This is a genomic window from Lentzea sp. (genome assembly GCF_035525475.1).
Taxonomy (GTDB): Bacteria; Actinomycetota; Actinomycetes; order Mycobacteriales; family Pseudonocardiaceae; genus Lentzea.
This window is the reverse complement of the sequence record NZ_DATLEC010000049.1, coordinates 23658-49051: the sequence shown is the minus strand read 5'-3', so window position 1 is coordinate 49051 and position 25394 is coordinate 23658. Positions and strand designations below refer to the sequence as shown.

The window sequence follows — 25394 nt, the reverse complement described above, 5'->3', positions numbered from 1 at the left end:
GCTAACGCGGCCTGCCCGGCTCGGTCGGCAGCGTGAACGGCGGACGGCCCGGGTTGCCCGGATCGCCTGGGGTGCCCGGCGGCGGGTTCGGGGTGCCGCCGGTCGGTTCCGCGGGCACCGGCGGCGGCACGTACCCCGAGCTGACCGACAGGGTGATCACCGTGCCGCGCAACGCGTTGCCGCGCGGGGTCTGGCTCACGACCCTGCCCTTGGGCTGGTCGGAGTTCACCGACTGCTGGCTCGCCCTGTAGCCGGCCTGGTCCAGGATCCGGATGGCGTCGTTGACCTGGCGGCCGACGACGTCGGGGATCTGGATCTCCTTGCCGCCCTTGAGGTAGCGCGGCTCCACCGCCGGCAGCTGCGACACCGGCGTCGAGGCGTGCACCTTCGTCATCGTCTCGAACCACGTCTTGGCGGGGATCGTGCCGCCGAAGATGTTGCCGTTGCCGCACAACCGCGGCGCTCCGGTCACGCAGATCGGGCGCGGCGAGGTGCCGTCGTTGAACGTCTGGACGGCGCCCGCGAAGTCCGGGGTCGCGCCGATGAACGCGGCCGACTTGTACTCCTCGGTGGTGCCCGTCTTGGCGATCATCGGGCGGGTCCACTTGGCGTTGCGGGCGGCCGCGGCGGCGGTGCCGTTGCCGACGTCGTCCTTGCTCATGCCGACGGCCAGACCGTTCGCGAGGCCCTCGGCCACGACCTGCTCGCACGGCGCCTCGTTGAGCGTGACGGCCTTGCCGTTGCGGTCCAGCACCCTCGCGATCGGGGTGGGCGGGCACCACTTGCCGCCGCTCACGATGGTCGCGGCGACGTTCGCCAGCTCCAGGGTGGACACCGGCGCCGGGGAGAGCGTGAACGACGCGTTGCCGCCGTTCTGCTTGTAGAACTCCGTCTGCGAGACGCGGTTCTGCTTGTCCTTGGCCTTCGGGTCCGGCCGGGTGCCCTCCAGGTTCGTCGCCATCGTCTCGCGCATCCCCAGCCGCGAGGCCATGTCGACCACCGGGTCCATGCCCGTCTGCTCCTCCAGGATCACGAAGCCGGTGTTCGGCGAGGTCGCGAGCGCCTGCTGCAGCGTCATCGACGACGGGTAGCTCGAGTCGAAGTTCGACAGGCAGTACCAGCGCGTGCCGGGCTCGCCGGTGCTCGGGCAGCGCTGGACGCCGCCCTTGAAGACCCGCGAGGTGTGGGATGTCGGCGTCTGGATGACGTTCTCGATGCCGAGACCCTTCTCCAGCGCCGCCGCGGCCGTGAAGACCTTGTAGACCGAGCCGGCGCCGAACTTGTTCTCCACACCGCTCGGCAGGTCGTACGTCGTCTGACGCAGGTCGGACTTCAGGCCGTAGTCGCGGTTCGCCACCAACGCCAGCACGTCGTGGCGTTCCTTGCCGGGCTTCACGACCGCCATCGTGTTCGCGATGCCGTCGACGTTCTTGCCGACGCCCGCCTCGGCCGCGGCCTTCGCCTGCTGGGTGACCGCGCGGTCCAAAGTGGTCTGGATGGTGTAGCCGCCGGTGCGCAGCTGCTCCTCGCTGAAACCGGCGCGCTGCAGGTAGTTCACGACGTACGAGCAGAAGAAGCCGTTCTCCGGACCGGCGCCGACGCAGCCGTTCGGGGGCGTGCGGACCGGGTTCGCCAGTCCGAGGCCTTCCTTCTTCGCCGCCTCACCCGCGTCGCGCGACAGCTTGTCGTTCTCGACCATCCTGTCGATCACTTTGTTCCGGCGTTCCATTGCTTTGTCCGGATACGCTTCGGGGTCGAGCGCTGACGGGCTGTTCACCATTCCGGCGAGCATCGCCGCTTGGGGAACCGTCAACTTGTCCGGCGTCGTGCCGAAGTAAGCCTGGGCGGCCGCCGCGATGCCGTAAATGGTCGAACCAAATGGGACGACGTTGAGGTAGCGGGCGAGGATCTCCTCCTTGCCGAGCTTGCGCTCGAGCTGCAGGGAGATGCGGGCCTCGCGCATCTTGCGCGCGATGGTCTGCTCCTGGGCCTTGGCCTGCTCCAGCTTGTTGTTCCGCGCCACGACGTGGACCAGGTAGTTCTTCACGTACTGCTGGGTCAGCGTGGAGGCACCCTGCGACACGGAGCCGCTGACCTGGTTCGTCAGACCGGCGCGGATCGTGCCCTTCCAGTCCACGCCCTGGTGCTCGTAGAACCGCCGGTCCTCGACCGAGATCAGCGCCGCCTTCATCGTCGGCGAGATCTTCTCGGGTGGCGTGAGCACTCTGTACTGGTCGAACAGGTAGGCGATCGGCGCGCCGTCCCTGTCGGTGACCGTGGTGATCAACGGGGGATCCGTCGTCACGAGGTCGGCGGAGATGCTGTCCACGGTGTCGCTGGCCCTGTTCGAGACGAGGCCGGTCGCGCCCACGACTGGGAACAGCATGCCGGCGAGGAGAACCCCAGCCAGCAGGCACAGGCCGAGCATCTTGAGCACGCCATTCCTGACTCGCACGCGGGTCAGCGTACGCCGTACACGAACGGGTGAGCGTGATCAGTAAGTGCCGTTACTCAGCATGAGTAGAGATACGCAAGACAGGTAACAGTCGGGTGACCCAGGGTTGGACGGGGAACCGAACGGCACTACAGTCCGTCAACGTCCAAGGAATGCAGTCGTAGCTCGAACGCTACGGCATCCGTGGCAGGGGTGTGGCGGATTTCCACATTTGGACAGCACTGAGGAGTGGGGGATATGAACCAGGGGGATTGGCGTATCAACGCTTCGTGCCGTGACGAGGAGCCGGATCAGCTCTTCGTCCGAGGTGCGGAGCAGCGCAAGGCGAAGCTCGTGTGCCTGGGTTGCCCGGTGCGCATGGAATGCCTGGCCGAAGCGCTGGACAACAGGATCGAGTTCGGGGTCTGGGGAGGCATGACCGAGCGCGAACGCCGTGCTCTGCTGCGCCGCCGCCCGGACGTCGAGTCGTGGTTCGAGCTGCTCAGCACCGCGCGTCAGGAGCACCTCGAGGACACGAGGGTCGGTTAAGAGCTCGTAACAGCTCATTCACCGGCGAGCCGGCGACCCATCTCCCGGAGACCGTCGAGGTCGTGCACGTCCGCGGGCAACGCGGGCACGCCGACCAGCGGAACACCGGGATGAGCACGTGTGAACCGGGCGAGCAGCCGCTTCTCTCGATCGGCGACTGCCACCCGGTCCGCGTGCAGCCGGAGCACCGCCGCGGCGAGCGGCGCGTCACCGGAGCGGTCGAGGTCGTCCGCTGCGGCGAGCGCCTTCGCCGCGGGCAGGTCCGTCGCGAGCACGGGGTGGGTCCTGTTCGCGACGAGGCCGCACAAAGGCATGCTCTCGGCGCTGAGGCGTTCCACGAAAAAGCTCGCTTCGCGCAAAGCGTCGGGTTCCGCCGCCGCCACCACCACGAAACCGGTTCCGGGCGAGCGGAGGAGTTCGTACGTGCGCTGGGCGCGCTCGCGGAATCCTCCGAACATGCTGTCGAAAGCCTGAACAAAAGTTGACGCGTCCTGTAACAGCTGGCCGCCGACGATCGTCGACACGGCGCGCGTGAAAAGGCTGAAGCCGGTTCCGACGATCTTCATCAGACCGCGCCCGCTCGCGCGCGCCGGTGCCGAGAGCATCCGGATGAACCGGCCGTCGAGCACCGTCGACAACCGCTGCGGCGCGTCCAGGAAGTCGAGCGCTGACCGGCTCGGCGGGGTGTCGACGACGATCAGGTCCCACTCGTCCTGCGCCACCAGCTGGCCCAGCTTCTCCATCGCCATGTACTCCTGCGTGCCGGAGAACGACGAGGAGATGGTCTGGTAGAAGGGGTTCGACAGGATCTGGTCCGCCCGGTCGCGGCCCGCGTGGGTCAGCACCATGTCGTCGAACGTGCGGCGCATGTCCAGCATCATCGCGAACAGCTCGCCCTTGGGCTCGAAGCCCTCGACGACGACCTCGCGCGGGTGGTTGTCCAGCTCCCGCAGGCCGAGCGACTGCGCCAGCCGCCGGGCGGGGTCGATCGTCAGCACGACGACGCGCCTGCCGCGTTCCGCCGCCCGCAACGCCAGCGCCGCCGCCGTCGTCGTCTTGCCGACACCGCCGGAGCCGCAGCACACCAGGACGCGGGTCGCCGGGTCGTCGATCAACGGGTCGAAGTCGAGCCTGTTCACCGCACACCCGCCGCGACCAGCACCTCGGCCAGCTCGTAGAGCGCGGCGACGTCCACCCCGTCGGTCAGTTCCGGCAGGTCGAGCGTCGGCAGGTCGGACTCGCGGAGCAGTTCCATCGCCTCCTGTTGAGACTGCACCCTGATGGCGTGTTCCACGGTCTCGTCGACCAGGCCCTCGAGAGTGAACTCGTCGAGGTCGAGACCGGCGGCGGCGAGGCCCGCGCGCACCCGCGACCCGTCGACCCTGCCCTCGGCGGCGACGGGGATCGAACGGGCGGGCAGCCGTTCCGGCTGGACCCTGTTGACCAGTACCGCGCCCGGTCGCAGGTCGGCGCCGTCGAGCTCGGCGACCGCGTCCAGGGTCTCGCGCACCGGCATCTCCTCCAGCAGCGCGACCAGGTGCACCGCGGTGTCACCGGAGTGCAGCAGCCGCACCACGCCCTCGCTCTGCCCCTTGATCGGCCCGACCTTGGCCAGGTCGGCCATGGCCTTCGTGACGTCCAGGAACTTGACCACCCGGCCCGTCGGCGGCGCGTCCAGCACGACGGCGTCGTAGAGGTGGCGGCCGTCGGGGCCGGTCCTGTTCACGCACTCCTTCACCTTGCCGGTCAGCAGCACGTCCCGCAGGCCGGGCGCGAGGGTGGTGGCGAACTCGATGGCGCCCATCTTGCGCAGCGTGCGGCCCGCGAACCCGAGGTTGTAGAACATCGCCAGGTACTCCAGCAGCGCGGCCTCGGCGTCGACGGCCAGCGCGTGCACCTCACCGCCGCCCGGCGCGGACGCGATCCGCTCCTCGGAGTACGGCAGCGGGGCGCGGTCGAAGAGCTGGGCGATGCCCTGCCTGCCCTCCACCTCGACCAGCAGCACCCGGCGGCCACCGGTGGCCAGCGCGAGGGCCAGCGCGGCCGCGACCGTGGTCTTCCCGGTGCCGCCCTTGCCGGAGACCACGTGCAGACGGGCTCGGGTCAGCTCCTCGGTCCACGACGTCACACGTCCAGACTAGGTGTGAAACCGGTCGAACGTGGACTGGTCGGTCAATCGACCAGGGTGAGGAAGAGAACGGTGAAGCCCGTCGCGGCGACCACGGCCCAGGCCACGACCGACGGCAGCCACAGCGCGATGCTCGCCGTGACGACGACCACGACCACGAGTCCGATGATCCCGGCCTGCCAGACCTGCGAGCGCCGGCTGTGCTTGCGGTCGCGCACCTGCGCCATCGCGACGAGCACCATCACCAGCCCCGCCACGGCGAACAGGCTGGTGGCGACGATCCGCCAGGTCTCCACGTGATCAACGTAGCCCGAAGGGCGGCAACCCCGCAGGCATCGATCGGGTGGCGCGTTAGGCTCCGCGCATGACGAAGTGGGAGTACGCGACCGTGCCGTTGTTGATCCACGCCACCAAGCAGATTCTCGACCAGTGGGGCGACGACGGCTGGGAGCTGGTCACGGTGCTGACGAACCCGACCGGTGAGCAGCACGTCGCGTACCTGAAGCGGGCGAAGGCGTGAGCACCTGGACCGCGCGCCTGGAGGAGCTCGGCATCGAGCTCCCCGGTGTGGCCGCCCCGCTCGCCGCGTACGTCCCCGCCACGCAGAGCGGGTCGTGGGTCTTCACCTCCGGCCAGCTGCCGTTCGTCGACGGCAAGCTCCCCGCCACCGGCAAGGTCGGCGCGGAGGTCTCCCCCGAGGAGGCCAAGCAGTACGCCGCGACCTGCATCCTCAACGCGCTGGCCGCCGTCCACGCGCTCGTGGGGATTGACTCGATCAAGAGAGTCGTGAAAGTTGTCGGGTTCGTGGCCTCCGCCGAGGGCTTCACGGGGCAGCCGGGTGTCGTGAACGGCGCCTCGGAGCTGCTCGGGGAGGTGTTCGGCGACGCGGGCAAGCACGCCCGGTCGGCCGTGGGGGTCGCAGAGCTGCCGATCGGCGCTCCGGTGGAGATCGAACTGATCGTCGAGGTGTGACATGTCGGACACGTGCCACGAACTGCTGCTGCGCCTCGCCGGGCGCCTGCCCGACGAGCTGCTGTGGCGGTACCGGGACTGGGCGGCTTCCGACGCGTATGCGGTGCTGGCGCGGTCTCTGCCGCGCACTCTGCTGCACGGGCGCATCCCTCTGACTGATCACGAGATGCGCCTTTTGCAGGACGCGCTCGTGCCCTACGGAGCAGAACCCGGTGCTGTCAGTTCCGTCAAAGGGCTGGACGAACTGCCTCCCACCGACTACACCTTTTCCCCGGAATCACCCGAACGGGTGTCCATGGGGGATTCCGCGACCGTCGTTCTCGGTGCCACGCTGCGGGGCCGTCACGGGGTCGGAGAGGTTCGCTCCTGCTGGCGCATCGGTCCCTCCGGGATCAACCGCGTCCTGCTGGTGGCGGCCACGACCGGCCACGCGAGGCTGACCGGCGAGTTGCAGCGCGTTCTGCGAGCGTTGGGCGAACACGACCCGTGTGTCGAGGTCGTGCCGTCCGGCCTGGACCTGCCGCCCTACCACCGGGCGGCGCTGGCGGCATCGGAGCTGGTGTGCGCCGGCGCCGAGTCCGAGGAGCACCTGGTGCTCAGCTAAGGAGAGTTGACGTGACGAACGACGGTGTCGGCCTGCCGGTCCGTCTGCACGATCTCCTGCTGTCGATGGCCGGGCGCGTCGACGACGCCGCCCTGTCACAGGCACGCGAGTTCCTCGCAGTCGGAGAGCTCGACCGCGCGGTCGAGATGCTGGTCGGCACGCTCGTCGCCGGCGGCATCCCGGTGCTGCCCGACGAACGGGCGGCCATCACGTGGGCACTGCACGAGGTCCGCTCGGACGCGTCGCTGACCGACCGCCTGCCGGTCGCCGAGATGCTCCCGTTCCTCCGCCACCGCTTCACCTCCGAGACCGACCCGGTCTCGGACATCGCCGACGCGCTGGCCCGCGCGGTGTCGGTGCTGCCGGACGTCCGCTCGGTGCGGGCGGTCTGGCGGTCCTCGCCGACCGGGTCCACACCCGGCCCGCTGCCGCAGCGCGTGGTGCTCGTGGACATCGGTCCGCAGGGCTTCGCGCCGGCGACGGCCTACCGGATCGACTCGGTGCTGCGCAAGGCGGGCATCCGGGCCGCGGTCGAGGTGCTGACCACCGGCACGCAGGTCAGCGAGTACCACGCCGCCGCGATGTCGTCCTCGCAGCCGGTACCGGTCACCGGTGCCGCCGCGACGAGGGTCGCCGAGCCGGTCTCACCACAGGGCGCCTGGTTCGACCAGTCAGAGGAACTTCCCGCTCCGGCGCCGGTGGCCGAGCCGACACCGGCGCCGGAGCCACTGGAAGAGACCGGCTCACGTCGCAGCAGAACACCCGTGCTGGAGGGGTCGCAGCCCTTCCCGCCCAAGCCCGTCAAGCGCATCCCGAAGGTGACCGCCGAGCCGGAGCCCGAGGCCGAGGTCCTGCCGGAGCCCACGCCGATCAACCGGGCCGAGGTGACCACCGAGATCACGGGCGACGACCTGGCGGCGCTGCAGGCGGCGTTGGCCGAGCCGCCCGCAGAACCGTCCTCCGTGGACGCCAACCTGAGTGAACGGGAACGCGCCCTGCTGCAGCAGCTCCACGAGGAGCTGGCGCAGCGGGAGCAGACCGGGTCGAAGGCGACCGACAGCGGTCGCTGGCAGATCGACCGCTCGTCACGTCCGACGGCGTTCGGTGCCACGAACAACGGGCACCAGTCCCAGTGAGTCAGGCGCAGTAGCGGGTTCGTCGATCAGGCCCCGGCCTTGCGCCGGGCCAGGTCGATGATCCGCTGCAGGTGCAGACCGCGCCGCACGTCGCACTCGTGGGTCGTGGTGCCGCTGTGCACCATGGCCACGAAGTCGTCGAGCAGGTTCGTGAAGCACTCGAGCGCGGGCGTGTCCCGGTTCGTCAGCGTGCGCGCGCCGTGCGTGCCGAACACCGTGAGGTCCGCGAACGGCGGCTGCAACGGCAACGACAGGCACAGCGAGACCGTGCTCGTGGTGCCGCCCGCGTGCTGCAGGATCAGCTGCCACAGACCCGTGTCCGTCACGTTCGCGGCGAGCACGTCGGTGATCTCGCCCAGCGCCGCGTCGAGCAGGTCGAACGCGTGCGGGCCCACGTCGTCGAGCGCGCCCCTGTCGTGCCGCCACGGTGAGTTCGAGAACGGGCCGCCGAGCAGCGCGCCGGAGATCCAGCGGCTGTCGGCGCCGGTCCAGCCGCCCGTGCGGTGCAGTTGGGCCAGCATCTCCTTGGTCTCGGGGGCGTAGCGGCGGGTCAGCACGACCAGCGACGCGACGCCGGCCGCCTCGACCGCCGCGACGAGCCGTTCCGCCACCTCGACCGTCTCGGCGACCGGCTTCTCGAGCACGACGTGCTTGCCCGCCTCGGCCGCCTCGATCGCCATGGGGCCCTGCACGCCCGGCGGCACGCAGAACGCGACGGCGTCCACAGTGGACAGCATCTCCGCGTAGTCACCGAACGGCTCGGCGCCGTGGGCCTGCGCGAGTTCCCGCGCGGCCTCCGGTCGCCGGGCCCACACGCCGGTCAGCGCGGTTCCGGGGTGGTTCGCGATGCCGGGGGCGTGGACCATCTCCGCCCACGGGCCCGCGCCGACGAGTCCTACGCGCAACTGTTCGTCCACTGGGACATCCTGCCTCAGGAGTAGCTGGCCTTGGGGACGAAGATCTCGCCGCCGTTGTCGAACTTCAGGCGCATGCCGTCGCCGGTCGTCTCGCGCTCGGGGTCGTGCTCCCAGCCGGCGGGAACGGTCACGACGTGGCCGCGGTCCGGCGTCGGCCCGAGCCAGATCTCGTAGTGGGTGCCGCCGACCAGTTGCTCGACCTTCTTCACGTACACGCCGGGTGCGGTGGAGGTCGGGTCCACGCTGACCACGGTCGTGCGGTCCGGCACGAACATCACCACACCCGCCACCGCGGTCAGGCCTGTGCCGATCACCGCACCGAGCAGGAAGAGCAGGATCTTCACCATGCAGCCGGAGACGTTCGTCGCCATCACACCATCCTCGAGTCAGCGCGGTCGTACGCTCGCAGGATGCCCGACGACATGACCTTGCCGGGGAACCTGGTACCCACCAGGCCCGCCGCCCAACCCGCTGAGGCCCGTGATGCCGTCACCGTCGTGCTGCTGCGCGACGGGTCCGAAGGCGTGGAGGCGTTCCTGCTGCGCCGCGTGAAGGGAATGGCGTTCGCGGGCGGCATGACCGTTTTTCCCGGTGGTGGCGTGGATCAGCGCGACGCGGACACGTCCGTCGCGTGGACCGGTCCGTCGCCGGAGTGGTGGGGTTCGGTGTTCGGGGTCGACCCGTTGACCGCGCGTGCGTTCGTGTGCGCCGCGGTCCGGGAGACCTTCGAGGAGTCGGGCGTGTTGCTCGCCGGTCCCGACCCCGTCTCGGTCGTCGCGGACACCTCTGCCTACGCGGGCGCCCGGCAGAAGCTCGTCGACCGCGAGATCTCGCTGGCGCAGTTCCTCGCGTCCGAAGGCCTCGTCCTGCGGGCGGACCTCCTGCGGCCGTGGGCGAACTGGGTGACCCCGCTCGAGGAGCCGCGCCGGTACGACACGCGGTTCTTCGTCGCCGCGCTGCCGTCCGGCCAGCGTGCCGACGGCGAGACGACCGAGGCCTCCGACGCGTCGTGGCAGACGCCGGCCGAGGCGATCCGGGACGCCGCCGAGGGCCGTCGCATGCTCATGCCGCCCACCTGGCGCACGCTCGACGAGGTGGGTGCGCTGGGCAGCGTCGAGAAGGTGATGGCGGAGGAGCGCAGCGTGGCGAAGATCATTCCCAAGCTGATCCGCGACGGTGACGTCGTGCGGGTGGTGCTGCCGTGAGCGGGTCTCCGCTGATCGGCGCCCGTGCCGCGCACCCGTTGTACGGCGAGCTGCGGCAGGTGACCGGGCACGCCGCCGTGCTGCTGGCCGGCAACCCGTCGCCGATGACGCTCGACGGCACGAACACGTGGCTGTTGAAGGCTCCGGACGCCTCGTCGTACGTCGTGGTCGATCCCGGTCCGCTGGATCCCGCCCACCTGGAGCGGATCGCGTCGGTCGGGCCGATCGCCGAGGTCCTGCTGACGCACGGACATCCCGACCACTCCGAGGGCGCGCGCTCGTTCGGTGAGCTGGTGGGCGCACCGGTGCGTGCTCTGGACCCGACGTTCACCTACGGCGCCGAAGGTCTGGTGAACGGCGACGTGATCACCAGCGCCGGTCTGGAGCTGCGCGTCCTGGGCACGCCCGGCCACACCAGCGACTCGCTGTGCTTCGTGATCGACGGCGAGGCGGTGCTGACCGGCGACACGGTGCTGGGCCGCGGCACGACGATCGTGGCGCACCCGGACGGCAAGCTCGGCGAGTACTTCGAGTCGTTGCGGCTGCTGGCGGAACTGCCTCCCGGCACCGCCGTCCTGCCCGGCCACGGCCCGGAGCTCGCGGACGCCGGCGAGGCGGCGCGGATGTACCTCGACCACCGCGCACAGCGCCTGGAACAGGTTCGCCGGGCTGTCGCCGCGCTGGGTGGTTCACCGACCCCGCGCCAGGTCGTCGAGGTGGTCTACGCCGACGTCGACCGCGTGCTGTGGCCGGCGGCGGAGTGGTCCGTGCGGGCCCAGCTGGAGTACCTGAGGGTCGTCACCGATTGAGACGGAGTGCTTCCGCTCCGTTGTGACGCCCGCTAGCGTTCCCCAGTCGCTCGAGGCACCCGAAATTGTCAGGGGTGCCCGCTAACGTCCCGAACCATGGACCTCACCGCCACGACAGCAGAGCTCGCGAGCGCCGCCGCAGAGGTGGCGCGGCTGCTGCCGACCCGCGTGCTCGACCCGGTGCTCGCCGGGCTCCGCCTGAAAGCCGGGATGGACGTCGAGATCGCGGGCAGCGACCAGGAGCACGGCGTGCGCCTGACCGTCGACGCCACGGTCCACACCGAAGGAGAGGTGCTCGTGCCCGCGAAGCCGCTGGCCGCCACCCTCCAGGCGCTGGACGACCCCCAGGTGAGGCTCAAGGTGGAGGGTCACCGCCTGGCCGTCCGCACCCCGACGTCGCGTTTCGCGCTGCCGTTGCTTTCGCTGGACGACCACCCCGGCGTTCCGGCGTTGCCGCCTCTGCAGGGTCGCATCGACGCGCCGAGGCTCCGCGCCATCGCCGCGGTGGCGGGCGCCGCCTCGAAGGACGACGCGCTGCCGATCTTCACCGGCATCCGCATCCAGTCCGACCCCGAGAAGCTGCACGTGATGGCCACCGACCGCTACCGCATGGCCTACGCCACACTGCCGTGGGAACAAGTGGGTCACGTGGACCTGTTGGTACCAGCGAAGCCCATCGCGGAAGCCGCACGCCAGGCCACCGGCCAGGTAGCGCTGCACGCGAACGAGGACCGCATCGGCCTCGCCTGGGGCAACAACTCGATCTCCACCGCACTCTTGGCCGCGCCGTTCCCGGACGACCGGGCGCGCCGACTACTGGAGGCAGTCATCGACAGCACGGTGCTAGTGGACGCGGACGCGCTCGCCCGCGCCGTCCGCAGAGCCACGCCCTACGGCGGCCCGCACCAGGCGGTCACCATCCAGGTCGAGGACTCGGAGATCCGGGTCAAGGGCAGCGACCCGCAGCAGGGCGAGTCCGAGGAGTTCGTCAAGGCGGACGTCGAAGGCGACAGGCTGACCAAGACCTTCCAGGCCCGCTACCTGGCCGACGCCCTGAAGGCCTTCGCGGGCCGCCGGATCGAGCTGAGGATCCAGGACGGCCTCCGCTCCACGGTCCTCACGTCGACGCCGGGCGAGGACGGCGTGGAACTCACCTACCTCGTGGTGCCGATGCGCTCGGTGGCGTAGCCGCCACGCGGGCCCGGACCGAAGCGGCGCCACCGACGAGGTGCTCGGTGCCCGATTCGCTCCGAGACCTTCCAGCAGTCTTGCGGAGCGGACTCGCGGGCCCGGTTCATCCCGGCCCGCGATTCCGCTCCGACCGCGGCTCAGCGGGCCGCGAGCTCCATTTCGGACCGCAGCGGCGCCTCGGCGGCAGGCACGCCCCGGCGCACCGTCTCACGCAGCAGCCACACCGCCAGCGCGATCAGCAGTCCCGCGACACCCGACGCGACGAACGCCGGACGAGTTCCGAAGTGCTCGATCAGCTGTCCGGACAGGCCCTGCCCGATGGCGAGCCCGACGGTCACCGACGTGATCACCCAGCCGAACGCTTCCGCGGCCATGCCGTTGGGTGTGACCTGCTCGATCGCCGCGGAGTGCGCGGTCGACTGCGGCGTGATCAGCGTGCCCACGAAGAACAGCGCCACGCCCAGGCCGATCAGCGTCGACGGGATGGCCAGCAGGAACGCCAGCAGGGCGAAGCCTCCCAGCAGCACCGGCAGGCGCAGGTGCATCGGGCGCGGCCACGGGCGCATGCCGTAGAGCACGCCGAAGATCACCGAGCTGATCGACCACAGCGACAGCATCAGGCCGCCCATCGACGCCTGGCCAGCGGCCTTCGCGAACGCCGGCACCGCCACCTCGACGAAGCCGATCGTCACACCGAAGCCGAGTGCGGCCAGAGCCACCGTGCGCATGCCGGGGTAGGCGAACGCGCCGAGCAACGGACGCGGTGCCTGCTTCACCGGGCCCCAGGCGCGCACGACCGGGTTGAACGCGAACCACAGCGCGCCCACGACCATCAGCACAGCACCGACCACGACACCGGTGCCCGCCCACGGCGCCGCCAGCAGCAGGCCGGCGAGCCCCGGTCCGAGGATGAAGAAGACCTCCATGCTGATGGCCTCGTAGGCGTACGCCGCCATCCGCGTCGCGCCCGTCGGGACCATCCGCTCCCACAGCGCACGCGACGCCGAGCCCACCATCGGCTCGGTCGCGCCGACGCCGAGAGCCAGCGGGGTCAGCACGAACACCGGGAGACCTGCCTCGACGGCGAGCACCGAGACCGTCACGAAGACGGTGAACAGCACGGTCGTGAAGGCCAGCGGACGGGTCGGGCCGAAGCGGTCCATCAACCGGCCCTGGATCACGGAACCGAGAGCGACGCCCACCAGTGCCGCCGCCGAGACCATGCCGGCGACCGCGAACGAACCCGTCGTGCGCTCGACGTAGAGCAGCAGCGAGAGCCCGACCATCGCGATGGGCAGGCGAGCGAGCAGCGACGCGACAACGGGGCCGCGCATGCCGGGGGTCGTCAGGGCAGCGCGGTAGTCGGAGAGGCGGGCAGAGTGGGACATGTGTACCAGTATGCCAAACTTGGTACGTGTGTACCAGATCGGGTGCCGAGAGTCACGACGGTTGCGATCGGGTCACGAGAATGCGGTGACCGGGTGAAACATGCAACGAAACAGCCACACCTGAGGTCCTTGAGGGTGAAAGGACTTGAGTGGTCAGGGTGGCGACATGCGAAAGTTGAGTCGTCGACCGAGACCAAACCTCCAGCGAGAGGGTCGGGGCCTGCGCGCCGGAGGGATGGAAGGCACGGTTCGTCGGGGGATGGGCCGTGCAACAAGAAGGACCGGTGCGCCACGTCGGGGGTGGCGCCCGGTCCTTCTTGTTTTTGGTCGCTGCTCCGCAGGCTCCGGCTCGTTCGCCGAGGACCAGCGCGAACTCGCCGACATGAGGCTGGTTCGCGCTGGTCGTCACTGTGACCAGATGAAGCGTGCGACGGGCTTTCGCCCTTGCGTGTTGTGGCCTTAGCGGGCGCGGCGCGCCAGGCGCTCCGGGTCCAGGATCAGCACGCTCTTGCCTTCCAGGCGCAGCCAGCCGCGGTGCGCGAAGTCGGCCAGCGCCTTGTTCACGGTCTCGCGGGACGCGCCGACGAACTGCGCGATCTCCTCCTGCGTCAGGTCGTGCGTGACGCGGAGCAGACCGGCCTCCTGCGAGCCGAAGCGCTGCGCGAGCTGCAGCAACGCCTTGGCGACGCGGCCGGGCACGTCCGTGAAGATCAGGTCGGCCAGCATGGAGTTCGTCCGGCGCAGCCTGCGGGCCAGGGCCCTCAGCAGCTGTTCGGCGATCTCCGGCCGGTTGGTGATCCACTGGCGGAGCGCGGGGCGGTCCATGGACACCGCGCGCACCTCGGTCACCGTCGTCGCGGTCGACGTGCGGGGGCCGGGATCGAAAATGGACAGTTCACCGAACATGTCGGAGGGCCCGAAGATCCCCAACAGGTTCTCGCGGCCGTCCGGCGACTTGCGGCCGATCTTCACCTTGCCGGACTGGATGATGTACAGGCGGTCGCCTGGTTCACCCTCCGCGAAGATCACATGGCCACGCGGGAACTCCACCGTCTCCAGGGTCTGCGCCAGCGCCTCTGCGGCTGCCGGGTCAACCCCTTGGAAGATGCCCGCTCGCGCCAGGGTCTCGTCCACCTCGTCCCTCCTAATCGACGCGACGGCACGCCTACCACCATCTTTGGTGGAGTCAGCGCCGTGCCGCCGATCACTGCGTTGCAGTCTAAGGGCTCGCTTGTGGATCGCCGTTCGGCTCGCCGTCTCAGTGGCGACAACAAGACTGACTCGATCCAGAGCCCAACGAGCCAGTCTACGCCATTCGGGTGTGCGTCAGCGTCCGGCCGTCACCGAACGCGCTTGCGCGCGGTGCCGCGGCCGCGGCGGCGGAGGCGGAACATGTCGAGTGCGCGACCGATGCCGTGTCCGTAGAGCGCCTTGACCTCTTCGGGCCTGGCGGACTCCAGGAACTCCTCGACCTCGTTCTCCTGCACGGCACCGTGCCGGAGACGCGCTTCCACGCGCTCCATGAAGAGCGCGAAGAACATGATCACGATCGGAACGACGATCACAAGCCAGGCAGTCATGATGCTCCGCAGTGTGGCGCATGTGGGATTCGAGTACGGATCTAGGGGTCGGTTCCGGCGTGTTGACTACTCTGGATCAGTGCCCGCAACCAAGAAGCCGGAAACCAAGCTCGGCCTGACCCGCAGGGCCCGCCGGATGGTGCGCGTGCTTGCCGAGGGATACCCCGACGCGCACTGCGAGCTGGACTTCACCACGCCGCTGGAGCTCGTCGTGGCGGTCGTCCTGTCCGCGCAGTGCACCGACAAGAAGGTCAACGAGGTCACTCCCGCGCTCTTCGCCAAGTACCCGACTGCCGCCGACTACGCCGGCGCTGATCGGGTCGAACTGGAGGAGATGATCCGCCCGACCGGTTTCTACCGGAACAAGGCGACATCTCTGCTGGGTCTCGGTGCTGCTCTTGTGGAGCAGTACGACGGTGTGGTGCCGGGCACTCTCGAAGAGCTGGTCAAGCTCCCCGGTGTAGGACGCAAGACCGCCAACGTGGTTCTCGGCAACGCGTTCGATGTGCCCGGCATCACAGTCGACACCCACTTCGGCCGGCTCGTCCGCCGCTGGGGCTGGACCGACCTCGAGGACGCCGTCAAGGTCGAGCACGCCGTCGGCGAGCTGATCGAGAAGCGCGACTGGACCATGGCCTCGCACTGGATCATCTTCCACGGCCGCCGCGTCTGCCACGCCAAAACGCCTGCGTGCGGGGCCTGCCTCCTGATGAAGGACTGCCCGTCGTACGGCCTGGGCCCCGAGGACCCTGACAAGGCGGCCAAGCTCGTGAAGGGCGACGAGAAACCGCACCTGATCGAGCTCGCCGAGCGGGTGCGGGCCGGTGAGAAGCTGGTGGGTTGACCTCGCTCGAGTGCTGGCATTCTTGGTGTGGTGGCGCTGCCGGACGTGCGGTTCGGCGCCGCTGCTCGTGCGGGAGCCGGTTGAGCCGGCACCCGCACGTCGTCCGCATACCAGGCAACGCACCGGGACCGCCATGAACACGAGGACGCCGGATCAACCCCGCCGGAGGCAGCGGTGAACAACCGCACGCGCTGGCTCGTCGTCGTGCTCGTCCTCGGCGTGGCGGGTGTCGTGGCGCTGTGGCCCCGTGACGACGCGCCGGAGCCGCCCACGCCCACCCGTCCGACGCAGGACGTGGCCGCGTTGCGCGCACAGGCCCAGCTCAGGGCGTGCCAACCGGCCGGTGAGGGTGGCGTCGACGTCACCTGCCTCGGCGACGGCACCCGGACGGCCCTCGCGCTGAAGGGACCGGTCCTGATCAACTTCTGGGCCACCTGGTGCCAGCCGTGCCAGGAGGAGCTGCCGGTGCTGGACGCGTACGCGAAGCAACCGGACGCCGTGCCGGTCGTCCCTGTTCTCGTGCAGAGCAGAGAGGCCGACGGGCTGGAGCTGCTCGCCCGGCTCGGCGTGCGGTTGCCGTCGGTGTACGACGGGCCGGACGAGCTGCGCAAGAAGGTCAAGGCGCCGATAACGCTGCCCGCCACGTATTACGTAGCAGCGGACGGTGCGGTCCGGCAGATCACGGACCCGCCGTACTTCACGGCGCCCGAGCAGGTGGAGAAGGCGGTTCGATGATGGAGGCAACAGAGCCACCCGACTGGATGCAGCGCCTGGCCAAGGCCACCGAGCAGATCGACGCGCGCACGTTCATGCGCGACCCCCGCACGCCGACGCGCGCCTACCGGGCCGCGGCCGTGCTGATGCTCTTCGGCGAGTCCGAGGAGCACGGGCCCGACATCCTGCTGCTGCGCCGGTCGGACACGCTCGGCTCGCACCCCGGCCAGGTCGCGTTCCCCGGTGGCGCGGCGGACGAGACCGACGACGGTCCGGTGGCCACCGCATTACGCGAGGCTTACGAGGAGACCGGTGTACTTGAGTCAGGAGTGAGACCGCTCGCCCTGCTGCCGGAGCTGTACGTGCCGGTGTCCGGGTTCGTGGTCACGCCCGTGCTCGCCTACTGGGAACAGCCGAGCCCCGTCGCGCCTGTCGACCCGGCGGAGACCGCCGCCGTCGCACGCGTGCCCGTGGCGCACCTCGCGGATCCCGCGAACAGGTTCCGCGTGCGCCACCCCGCGGGTTACGTCGGAGCTGCCTTCTCCGCGCCGGGCATGCTGGTGTGGGGCTTCACCGCGGGGTTGATCAACGGCCTGATCGCACTCGGCGGCTGGGAACAGCCGTGGGATGCGTCGGATGTGCGTGACCTTGAACTAGCGTTGCGCGCTACACAGTGAGGCGGAGGTTTCGGGTTGAACTGGGTTGACCTGCTCGTGCTGGGCCTCGCCGCGATAGCCGCGGTCTCCGGGGCCAGGCAGGGCATGGTCGTCGCGCTGCCCGCCTTCGTCGGTGTGCTCGTCGGCCTGATCCTCGGCACGCAGATCGCACCGCTGCTGGTGTCCCAGTTCGAGAACGTCGTCACCAAGGTCGTGTTCGCGGTCGGCATCGTCGTGCTGCTCGTGGCGCTGGGCGAGACGATCGGCGTCTACATCGGCAGGACGATCAAGGCGCGGGTCAACGCGTCGCCGTTGCGCGGGGCGGACAACGCCCTGGGCGCGATCGTGCAGGGCCTGGTCGTCTTCGTCGTGGCGTGGATGATCGCGCTGCCGCTGACCTCGGTCGTCGGCCTGCCGGACCTGACGTCGTCGCTCAAGCAGTCGGTGATCCTCGGCAAAGTCGACCAGACGATGCCGCAGGCCGCCCGCGTGCTCTCGGGTGACCTGCAGAAGCTCTTCGACGTCTCGGGCTTCCCGCAGGCGATGGACCCGTTCAACCGGACGCCGCTCAAGGCGGTCGAGCCTCCGGACAGCCAGCTCGCGAACGCGCCGGTCGTGAACAAGCTGAAGGCGAGCGTGCTCAAGGTCCGCGGTCGTGCGCCGTCGTGCTCGCGCGCCCTGGAGGGCACCGGGTTCGTGATCGCGCCGGAACGCGTCATGACGAACGCGCACGTCGTCGCCGGCACCAACGAGGTGACGGTCGAGGTCGGCCGCGGCCAGTTCGACGCCACCGTCGTCTCCTACGACCCGCGCACGGACATCGCCGTGCTCGCGGTGCCGGACCTGGAGGCCACGCCGTTGCAGTTCCGCTCGGACGAGGTGCAGGCGGGCGAGGACGGCATCGTGCTCGGCTACCCGCTCGACGGCCCGTACAAGGCGTCGTCGGCCCGTGTGCGCGAGCGGATCCCGCTGCTGCGCGGCCCGGACATCTACGACGCGCAGACGGTGACGCGCGACGTCTACACCGTTCGCGCGGAGGTCCGCTCCGGCAACTCGGGCGGCCCGCTGGTCGACCCGAACGGCCGCGTGATGGGCGTCGTGTTCGGTGCGGCCGTCGACGACCCGGAGACCGGGTTCGTGCTCACGGCCCAGCAGGTGCAGGCGATGGTGCAGAAGGCGCCGACGCTGACCCGCCGGGCGTCGACGCAGGGGTGTGCCTCGTAGCGATGCCGTCGAGCACGTAGCTCAGACCGGTGTCGAACCACGCCGCGGCGTTGGTGTGCTCGGCGTCGTACATGACCCTGGCGAGCGTCGGGAACTTCCCCGTGGCCAGCATCCGCTGCATGTACGGGCCGGACGCCGCCTGCCACTCCCGCTCGGTCATGCCGCTGGTCTGCTCGTCGCGGGCCTCGGTGATCTCGCCGCCGACCGCGCCGCGCACGAACGCCATGACCGTGCTGACCGCGCCGAGCACGTCGTCGATGGTCCGGAACCCCGGCTCGCCCTCGAGGGTCGCCAGTGACGCCTCGACGTACCCCAACGAGTTGGGTCCCCGGTGCGGCCTGCCGCCGAGCAGGTCGACGAACCACGGGTGCCGCTTCGCCGCCGCGCGGATGCCGTGCGCGATCTGCGTCAGGGCCACGCGCCACTCCGTGCCGGGCTCGGGCAGCGCGATCTCGCCGTAGACCTCGTCGATCATGAGGTCGAGCAGTTCGTCCTTGGTCTCTATGTAGCCGTAGAGGCGCATCGGGCCGGCGTTCAACGCGGCGGCGACCTTGCGCAGCGACACCGCGTCGAGCCCGCCCCCGTCGGCGAGCCCGATCGCGGCGTTCACGATCAGCTCCCTGCTCAACGGGGTCGGCGACGGCTTGCTGGGCGGCTCCGGGCGGTCCCACACGAGTTCGTTCGGCATCGGGCTGGACAATACACCGTCTATCAGCGATACAGTGTATTGAACGATACGCTGTATCGAGAGGGGATGGTTCGTGAAGACACAGGTGCTGGTGGTCGGGGGAGGCCTGGCGGGGACGTCGGCCGCCTTGTTCCTCGCGTGGCGCGGGGTGGACGTGACGTTGGTGGAGAAGCATCCGGGCAGCTCGGAGCATCCGCGAGCGGTCGGCTTCAACGCCCGCGTGGGCGAGTTGCTGCGTGCGGTCGGGCTGGAGGAGGAGCTGCCGAAGAGCAGGATGACCAAGGGCTTCGGCGTCCGGCGGGTCAGGGCGGAGAGCCTGGTCGGGAAGAAGTACGACGAGACCTTCTGGACGCCACCGGACAAGCTGTCGGACGTCGAGTACTCGCCGTCCAGGGGCGTCGGCGTGGCGCAGGACCGGATGGAGCCGATCCTGCGCGACAAGGCCCGCGAGCTCGGCGCGGACATCCGCATGAGCACCCGGATGCTGGAGTTCTCCCAGGACGACGACGGCGTCACGGCGGTCGTCCAGGGCGACGGCGAGCCCTACGAGATCCGCGCGGACTACCTGGTCGCGGCCGACGGCCACCGCAGCCCGATCCGGGAGCAGCTCGGCGTCACCCGCACCGGCCGCGGGTACATGCACACGTCCCGCAGCGTGCTGTTCCGCGCGCCGCTGCAGGAGTACCTGAAGGACGGGATCGGCCAGTTCGTCATCGACGGCGTCGGCTTCCTGACGACCTACGGCGACGGCCGCTGGGTCCTGATGCTCGACGACCGCGAGTACGACGAGCCCGAGCTGCGGCAGAAGATCGTCCAGGCCATCGGCCGCGACGACCTGGAGATCGAGATCATCACCACGGGCCGGTGGACGATCAGCGCGGCCGTCGCCGACCGGTTCTCCGAGGGCCGGGTCTTCCTGGCGGGCGACGCCGCGCACACGCTGCCGCCGAGCAGGGGCGGGTTCGGGGCGAACGTCGGCATCGAGGACGCCCACAACCTCGCCTGGAAGCTCGCCGCGGTGCTCGGCGGCGAGTCACGACCGTCCCTCCTGGACACCTACGACGCGGAACGCCGCCCCGTCGCGACCCTCTGCCACCAGCAGATCTTCGCGCGCGACGACGGCCACAACCGCGACGCCCGACCGGAGGACGCGCCGCTGTACGACAACAACGCCATGCACTTCGGCGTGCTCTACCGCTCGGACGCGGTGCTCGGCGCCGGTCAGGACCTGCCGCCCGCGCAGCTGCCCGAGCAGTGGAACGGCCAGCCCGGCACGCGCGCCCCGCACGTGTGGATCGAGCCCGGCAAGTCCACGGTGGACCTCTTCCAGCGCGGCTGGGTGCTCGTCGCGGACCACCCGCAGTGGGAGGAGGCGGCGGCAGGCGTGGGCGTCACGTACGAACGGGTCGAGCAACTGGACGCTTTCGGACTGTCCGGGAAGGGCGCCTCACTCGTCAGGCCCGACGGCTACATCGCGTGGCGCTCGGCCGACCTGCCCGGCGATCCGGCTACCGCCCTGAAGGACGCGTTCAGCGCGACTTCCGCAGGAACTCGGTGATCAGCCGGCTCGTGGTGTGGGGTGCTTCCTGGTTCGGGAAGTGCCCCACCTCCGGCAGGTAGCGGAACTCCGACTCCGGCCCGAGCCACGGCAGCGAGCCGCGCGCCGACGACTCCAGGGTGATCGGGTCCAGCGCGCCGTGGATCTGCAGCACCGGCACCTGCATCGGCTTGTCGACGGCCTCGGTGAACCGGCGGCCGTCGCTGCGGACCTGCGAGCGGACCGCCCAGCGGTAGTACTCCATCGCGCTGTGGGCGACGCCCGGCACCGTCATCGCCTGGCGGCAGCGGCGGATGACCTCGTCGAACTCCGGCGCCGACCGCCACTTCGGACCGGCCCACGCCGAGAGCAGCCGGGCGACCTGCTGGCCGTTGTGGCCGGTCAGCCAGCGTTCGGGGTAGATCGGCAGCTGGAAGCGCAGGACGTGCGAGTTCACGCGGGGGTGCCGGCGGAACGCGCGGCGCATCGCGAGCGGGTGCGGTGCGGACAGCACCGAGACCGACGAGACCAGACGGGGGTGCAACGCGCCGACCGTCCACGCCGTGGCGCCGCCCCAGGCGCTGCCGACGAGGTGCGCGCGCTGGGCGCCGAGTGCCTTGATCAACCCCGCGATGTCACCCGCGAGGGTGAATCCGTCGTAGCCGCGCGGGGGTTTGTCCGAGTCGCCGTAACCGCGCAGGTCGACGGCCACCGCGCGGTACCCCGCCTCGGCGAGTGCCGTCAGCTGGTGCCGCCACGACCACCAGAACTCGGGGAACCCGTGCAGCATCAGCACGAGAGGTCCCTCGCCGAGTTCGGCGACGTGCAGGCGGATGCCGTTGGCCGAGACGTCGCGGTGCGTCCACGGACCCGCGACCCGCACCACCGACGGATCGGGCTTGCGGCTCAGGCTGAGTCACCCCTGCGGTGGGTGAGAGCCGCGACGGTGTCCTTCGCGGCCGCGATCGACTTCTCCGGCGCCCTGAGCTTGCGCACCTTGCGGTAGCCGAGGAACGCGAACAGGCCGGCGGTCAGCAGCATGACGCCGAAGACGAGCCCGAAGCCCGCCCAGTAGCCCCAGCCGAACCACTCGGCGAAGCCGAACCCGAGCGCCATGAAGAGGAAGAACAGGCTGAAGCACAGCACCGTCAGCGCGACGATGAAGAAGACGCTGCCCTTCACGCCCTTCTTGATCTCGGCGGTGATCTCGCCCTTGGCGAGCTCGACCTCCGCTCTGACCAGAGTCGACACGTGCGCGGTCGCGTCGCGGACGAGGCCACCGATCGAGGCCTCGGCGGTCGGGTCGTCTGCGGTCAGCGGAATCGCCGCAATGTGTTCCCTGGTGGTCACCCGGACATCGTGCCATGCGCGCGGCTGCGGCGAATGAGCAACACCGCGGCGAGCAGCGACGAGATCATCGAGGCGATCAGCACAGCGGCCTTCGCGGTGTCCGGGTCGGCCAGCGAGAGGTCCGCGATCAGCAGGCTCACGGTGAACCCGACCCCTCCCAGCACCGCCACCGCGACGATGTCCCGCGGCCCGGCACCGGACGGCCAGACCGCCGCCTTGAACCACACCGCGAGCGCCGACGCGCCGACGATCCCGATCACCTTGCCGACGACGAGACCGGCGATCACGCCGATCGCGATCTTGTCGGAGAAGAGCTTCCCGAACGCCTCGGCGCCCACCGGCACACCCGCCGCGAACAGCGCGAACACCGGCACCGCCACCCCGGCCGAGAACGGCTGCAGGCGGTGTTCGAGCCGGACCGCCGGCGCTTCCCGCTCGTACGGGTCCCGCCTCACCCGCGTGAGCAACGCCAGCGCGACGCCCGCGATCGTGGCGTGGATGCCCGACTCGTGCATGAACCACCAGGTGGCGAGTGCGATCGGCACGTGCAGCCAGGCGCTGGTGATCCTCTTGTGCTGCAGGAACCAGTACAGCGCCAGCAGCAGCACGACGGCACCGGCCGCGAGCAGGTCGAACTTCGCGGTGAACAGGACCGCGATCACGACGATCGCGCCGAGGTCGTCCACGACCGCCAACGACAGCAGGAACACCCGGATGCTCGACGGCAGCCCGGACGCCGTCAGCGCGAGCACCCCGAGCGCGAACGCGATGTCGGTGGCGACCGGGATCGCCCACGCCTTCTCGATCCCCGGCTGCCCCCACCCGATCGTCAGCGCGATCAGCGCGGGAGCGATCATCCCGCCGACCGCCGCGATCACCGGCAGGGTCGCGGCCTTGAGGTTCGACAGCTCACCGACGACGAGCTCGCGCTTCAGCTCCAGCCCGGCGACGAAGAAGAAGATCGCGAGCAGCCCGTCCTTGGCCCAGTCGCCGACGGACAACGGTCCGAGGTGCAGGTCGCGCAGGCCGAAGTAGGCGGGCGAGAGCGGCGAGTTGGCCCAGATCAGGGCGACAGCGGTGGCGATGAGCAGCACCGTGCCACCGACGGTCTCGGTGCGGAGGTAACGGGCGAACTCGGCGACGACGTCCTTCTTGCGCGACACAGTGCTCCCAGGGCGGTCGGCGGGCATGACAGATCGGCGCCGACCAGACTTCCCGGCTCACCCTGACGCGACCCTAACGGCAACGGGCGCCCTCCGCAGAGGACGCCCGTCACGGTTCGGAGCGAGATCAGTCCTCGGACTTGCCCGACTGCAGACCGGCCGAGATCAGGTCCATCACCGACGAGTCGGCCAGCGTCGTCACGTCGCCGACCGCGCGGTTCTCCGCCACGTCGCGCAGCAGGCGGCGCATGATCTTGCCCGAGCGCGTCTTCGGCAGCTCCGGCACGACCATGATCTGGCGCGGCTTCGCGATCGGGCCGATCTCCTTGGCCACGTGGTCGCGCAGCGCCTTGATCGCCTCGGCGCCGCTCGCGTCCGCACCAGCGCCACCGCGCAGGATCACGAACGCCACGATGCCCTGGCCGGTCGTGTCGTCGGACGCGCCGACGACGGCCGCCTCGGCCACGGTCGGGTGCGACACGAGCGCCGACTCGACCTCGGTGGTCGAGATGCGGTGACCGGACACGTTCATCACGTCGTCGACGCGGCCGAGCAGCCAGATGTCGCCGTCGGCGTCGTACTTCGCACCGTCGCCCGCGAAGTAGAAGCCCTGCTCGCCGAAGCGCGACCAGTACGTGTCGCGGTAGCGCTCCTCGTCGCCCCAGATGCCGCGCAGCATCGACGGCCACGGCTCGTCGAGCACCAGGTAGCCACCGCCGCCGGCCGGGACCTCGACGCCCTCGTCGTTCACGACCTTCGCGCCGATGCCGGGCAGCGGGCGCTGCGCCGAACCGGGCTTGGTCGCCACGACGCCGGGCAGCGGCGAGATCATGATCGCGCCGGTCTCGGTCTGCCACCACGTGTCGACGATCGGCGCGGAACCGCCGCCGACGTTCTCGCGGTACCAGATCCACGCCTCGGGGTTGATCGGCTCGCCGACCGAACCCAGCACGCGCAGCGAGGACAGGTCGAACCTCGCCGGGATGTCCGCGCCCCACTTCATGAAGGTGCGGATCAACGTCGGCGCCGTGTAGTAGATCGAGACGCCGTACTTCTGCACGATCTCCCAGTGGCGGCCCTCGTGCGGGGTGTTCGGCGTGCCCTCGTAGACGACCTGCGTCACGCGGTTCGACAGCGGGCCGTAGACGATGTAGCTGTGGCCGGTGACCCAGCCGATGTCCGCGGTGCACCAGTACACGTCGGTGTCCGGCTTGAGGTCGAACACGTTGTGGTGCGTGTACGACGCCTGCGTGAGGTAGCCGCCGGACGTGTGCAGGATGCCCTTCGGCTTCCCCGTGGTGCCCGAGGTGTAGAGGATGAAGAGCGGGTGCTCCGAGTCGAACGCCTCGGGGGTGTGCTGGTCGGACTGCGAGTCCACCAGCTCGTGCCACCAGACGTCCTTGTCGGTCCACGCGACCTCGGTGTCGGTGCGCTTGACGACGATGACCTTCTCCACCGACGGCGCGTCCGCGACGGCCTCGTCGACGGCGGGCTTCAGCGGAGCGGGGTTGCCGCGGCGGTACTGGCCGTCGGTCGTGATCACGAGCCGGCACGCGGAGTCCTGGATGCGGGTGCGCAGCGCCTCGGCGGAGAAGCCGCCGAACACGACGTTGTGCAACGCGCCGACGCGGGCGCACGCGAGCATCGCGAAGATCGCCTCGGGCACCATCGGCATGTAGATCGCGACGCGGTCCTCGGCGCCGATCCCCAGCGACGTCAACGCGTTCGCGGCCTTCGAGACCTCGCGCTGCAGCTCGGCGTAGGTGATGGCGCGGGAGTCGCCGGGCTCGCCCTCCCAGTGGATCGCGACCTGGTCGCCGTGGCCGGACTCGACGTGGCGGTCGACGCAGTTGTACGCGACGTTGAGCTTGCCGCCCACGAACCACTTCGCGAACGGGGCGTCCGACCAGTCGAGGATCTGGTCCCACCTGGTCTCCCAGTGCAGCCGTTCCGCCTGCTTCGCCCAGAACGCCTCGCGGTCGGCCTTCGCCTCCTCGTACAGCGCGGGCTGGGCGTTCGCCTGTGCCGCGAACTCGTCGGAAGGCGGGAACGTCCTGCTCTCCGTGAGCAGGTTGTCCAGAGCGTTGCCCTGGCCTGGCGACTGCGTCATGGTGCGAGACCTCCTGGAAAGTCCAGACCGGTTGGGGATGGGGGCACTCACCGTAGTGCGAGCCACTTCACTTCCAACAGGCTCCTCCCCCAAAAGGTTCAGACCAATTTGGGGAGGTCGGTTACACGGCTGTCATTGTGTAACCCGTTTTGTCTGCTTGAGGCACGTGTGGCGCGTTGAACGGGCGCACTTGCG

Annotated in this window: 27 protein-coding genes; 13 read left to right on the top strand and 14 right to left on the bottom strand. The window is 70.0% G+C overall.

Translation table 11 applies throughout. The features are described from left to right. Position 1: 1 nt before the first annotated feature. On the bottom strand, positions 2-2455 hold the full coding sequence (locus tag VM306_RS08565; protein WP_325512762.1) for a transglycosylase domain-containing protein: 2454 nt from the start codon (positions 2453-2455) through the stop codon (positions 2-4). 237 nt (positions 2456-2692) lie between these two features. On the opposite strand from VM306_RS08565, the gene VM306_RS08560 reads away from it, so the two are divergent. Next, the gene (locus VM306_RS08560) at positions 2693-2983 is read left to right on the top strand and encodes a WhiB family transcriptional regulator (RefSeq protein ID WP_325512760.1); all 291 of its coding nucleotides are present in this window, start codon (positions 2693-2695) and stop codon (positions 2981-2983) included. Between the two features lie 14 nt (positions 2984-2997). On the opposite strand, the gene VM306_RS08555 is transcribed toward VM306_RS08560, so the two are convergent. The 3 genes from VM306_RS08555 to VM306_RS08545 are packed head-to-tail and all read right to left on the bottom strand — an operon-like array spanning position 2998 to position 5407. Further along, positions 2998-4122 carry an ArsA family ATPase gene (locus VM306_RS08555; RefSeq protein WP_325512758.1) on the bottom strand — a complete coding sequence of 375 codons (1125 nt, stop codon included), beginning with the start codon at positions 4120-4122 and terminating at the stop codon, positions 2998-3000. Then, positions 4119-5111, bottom strand: a complete 993-nt coding sequence (locus tag VM306_RS08550; RefSeq protein ID WP_325512756.1) for an ArsA-related P-loop ATPase — start codon at positions 5109-5111, stop codon at positions 4119-4121. The genes VM306_RS08555 and VM306_RS08550 overlap by 4 nt, the downstream gene beginning before the upstream one ends. Before the next feature lie 44 nt (positions 5112-5155). Beyond that, complete coding sequence (locus VM306_RS08545) at positions 5156-5407, bottom strand: hypothetical protein (RefSeq protein WP_325512754.1); 252 nt, start codon at positions 5405-5407, stop codon at positions 5156-5158. 68 nt (positions 5408-5475) lie between these two features. Between VM306_RS08545 and VM306_RS08540 the strand changes: the two genes are divergently transcribed. Genes VM306_RS08540 through VM306_RS08525 form a run of 4 tightly spaced genes read left to right on the top strand, consistent with a single transcriptional unit; the run spans position 5476 to position 7823 of the window. Beyond that, complete coding sequence (locus VM306_RS08540; RefSeq protein WP_089950120.1) at positions 5476-5631, top strand: DUF4177 domain-containing protein; 156 nt, start codon at positions 5476-5478, stop codon at positions 5629-5631. Continuing rightward, positions 5628-6083, top strand: a complete 456-nt coding sequence (locus VM306_RS08535; protein ID WP_325512750.1) for a RidA family protein — start codon at positions 5628-5630, stop codon at positions 6081-6083. The genes VM306_RS08540 and VM306_RS08535 overlap by 4 nt, the downstream gene beginning before the upstream one ends. Before the next feature lies 1 nt (position 6084). Further along, positions 6085-6687, top strand: a complete 603-nt coding sequence (locus VM306_RS08530; protein WP_325512748.1) for a hypothetical protein — start codon at positions 6085-6087, stop codon at positions 6685-6687. Positions 6688-6698: 11 nt separating this feature from the next. After that, on the top strand, positions 6699-7823 hold the full coding sequence (locus tag VM306_RS08525; protein WP_325512746.1) for a hypothetical protein: 1125 nt from the start codon (positions 6699-6701) through the stop codon (positions 7821-7823). Positions 7824-7849: 26 nt separating this feature from the next. On the opposite strand, the gene VM306_RS08520 is transcribed toward VM306_RS08525, so the two are convergent. Next, positions 7850-8740, bottom strand: coding sequence for a Gfo/Idh/MocA family oxidoreductase (locus VM306_RS08520; protein WP_325512744.1), 891 nt, complete (start codon positions 8738-8740; stop codon positions 7850-7852). 14 nt (positions 8741-8754) lie between these two features. Then, the gene (locus VM306_RS08515; RefSeq protein ID WP_325512742.1) at positions 8755-9111 is read right to left on the bottom strand and encodes a hypothetical protein; all 357 of its coding nucleotides are present in this window, start codon (positions 9109-9111) and stop codon (positions 8755-8757) included. Positions 9112-9150: 39 nt separating this feature from the next. Here VM306_RS08515 and VM306_RS08510 point away from each other — a divergent pair, with 39 nt between their 5' ends. From VM306_RS08510 to dnaN, 3 genes are all read left to right on the top strand, one after another. Then, positions 9151-9945 (top strand): NUDIX hydrolase, encoded by a 795-nt coding sequence (locus VM306_RS08510; protein WP_325512740.1) that lies wholly within the window; start codon positions 9151-9153, stop codon positions 9943-9945. Beyond that, entirely contained in the window at positions 9942-10754 is an 813-nt protein-coding gene (locus VM306_RS08505; protein WP_325512738.1) for an MBL fold metallo-hydrolase, read from the top strand. Before VM306_RS08510 ends, VM306_RS08505 begins: the two co-directional genes overlap by 4 nt. A 96-nt stretch (positions 10755-10850) precedes the next feature. Beyond that, entirely contained in the window at positions 10851-11942 is a 1092-nt protein-coding gene (gene dnaN, locus VM306_RS08500; protein ID WP_325512736.1) for a DNA polymerase III subunit beta, read from the top strand. 140 nt (positions 11943-12082) lie between these two features. On the opposite strand, the gene VM306_RS08495 is transcribed toward dnaN, so the two are convergent. From VM306_RS08495 to VM306_RS08485, 3 genes are all read right to left on the bottom strand, one after another. Continuing rightward, on the bottom strand, positions 12083-13333 hold the full coding sequence (locus VM306_RS08495) for an MFS transporter (RefSeq protein ID WP_325512734.1): 1251 nt from the start codon (positions 13331-13333) through the stop codon (positions 12083-12085). A 459-nt stretch (positions 13334-13792) separates the two neighbouring features. Then, positions 13793-14467, bottom strand: a complete 675-nt coding sequence (locus tag VM306_RS08490) for a Crp/Fnr family transcriptional regulator (protein WP_030469453.1) — start codon at positions 14465-14467, stop codon at positions 13793-13795. Positions 14468-14673: 206 nt separating this feature from the next. Continuing rightward, the gene (locus tag VM306_RS08485) at positions 14674-14913 is read right to left on the bottom strand and encodes a hypothetical protein (RefSeq protein ID WP_325512731.1); all 240 of its coding nucleotides are present in this window, start codon (positions 14911-14913) and stop codon (positions 14674-14676) included. Positions 14914-15049: 136 nt separating this feature from the next. On the opposite strand from VM306_RS08485, the gene nth reads away from it, so the two are divergent. The 4 genes from nth (at position 15050) to VM306_RS08465 (ending at position 18351) form a co-directional block, all read left to right on the top strand. Next, positions 15050-15757, top strand: coding sequence for an endonuclease III (nth, locus tag VM306_RS08480; protein WP_325512806.1), 708 nt, complete (start codon positions 15050-15052; stop codon positions 15755-15757). A 174-nt stretch (positions 15758-15931) separates the two neighbouring features. Continuing rightward, a complete protein-coding gene (locus tag VM306_RS08475; RefSeq protein ID WP_325512729.1) occupies positions 15932-16492 on the top strand; it encodes a TlpA disulfide reductase family protein in 561 nt (186 codons plus the stop codon). Then, positions 16492-17148: a CoA pyrophosphatase gene (locus VM306_RS08470; protein WP_325512727.1), complete on the top strand. Its 657-nt coding sequence runs from the start codon at positions 16492-16494 to the stop codon at positions 17146-17148. The genes VM306_RS08475 and VM306_RS08470 overlap by 1 nt, the downstream gene beginning before the upstream one ends. Before the next feature lie 15 nt (positions 17149-17163). After that, positions 17164-18351, top strand: a complete 1188-nt coding sequence (locus VM306_RS08465; RefSeq protein WP_325512725.1) for a MarP family serine protease — start codon at positions 17164-17166, stop codon at positions 18349-18351. On the opposite strand, the gene VM306_RS08460 is transcribed toward VM306_RS08465, so the two are convergent. After that, positions 18269-19039 carry a TetR/AcrR family transcriptional regulator C-terminal domain-containing protein gene (locus VM306_RS08460; protein ID WP_325512723.1) on the bottom strand — a complete coding sequence of 257 codons (771 nt, stop codon included), beginning with the start codon at positions 19037-19039 and terminating at the stop codon, positions 18269-18271. The two genes, VM306_RS08465 and VM306_RS08460, sit on opposite strands and share 83 nt — an antisense overlap. A gap of 73 nt (positions 19040-19112) precedes the next feature. On the opposite strand from VM306_RS08460, the gene VM306_RS08455 reads away from it, so the two are divergent. Then, on the top strand, positions 19113-20597 hold the full coding sequence (locus VM306_RS08455) for an FAD-dependent oxidoreductase (RefSeq protein ID WP_325512721.1): 1485 nt from the start codon (positions 19113-19115) through the stop codon (positions 20595-20597). On the opposite strand, the gene VM306_RS08450 is transcribed toward VM306_RS08455, so the two are convergent. The 4 genes from VM306_RS08450 to acs form a co-directional block, all read right to left on the bottom strand. Next, on the bottom strand, positions 20569-21486 hold the full coding sequence (locus tag VM306_RS08450; protein WP_325512805.1) for an alpha/beta hydrolase: 918 nt from the start codon (positions 21484-21486) through the stop codon (positions 20569-20571). The two genes, VM306_RS08455 and VM306_RS08450, sit on opposite strands and share 29 nt — an antisense overlap. Next, positions 21483-21926, bottom strand: coding sequence for a phage holin family protein (locus tag VM306_RS08445; RefSeq protein ID WP_325512719.1), 444 nt, complete (start codon positions 21924-21926; stop codon positions 21483-21485). Before VM306_RS08445 ends, VM306_RS08450 begins: the two co-directional genes overlap by 4 nt. Further along, complete coding sequence (gene nhaA / locus VM306_RS08440; RefSeq protein WP_325512717.1) at positions 21923-23116, bottom strand: Na+/H+ antiporter NhaA; 1194 nt, start codon at positions 23114-23116, stop codon at positions 21923-21925. The genes VM306_RS08445 and nhaA overlap by 4 nt, the downstream gene beginning before the upstream one ends. A 100-nt stretch (positions 23117-23216) precedes the next feature. Next, positions 23217-25199, bottom strand: coding sequence for an acetate--CoA ligase (gene acs, locus VM306_RS08435; protein ID WP_325512715.1), 1983 nt, complete (start codon positions 25197-25199; stop codon positions 23217-23219). Positions 25200-25394: the final 195 nt, after the last annotated feature.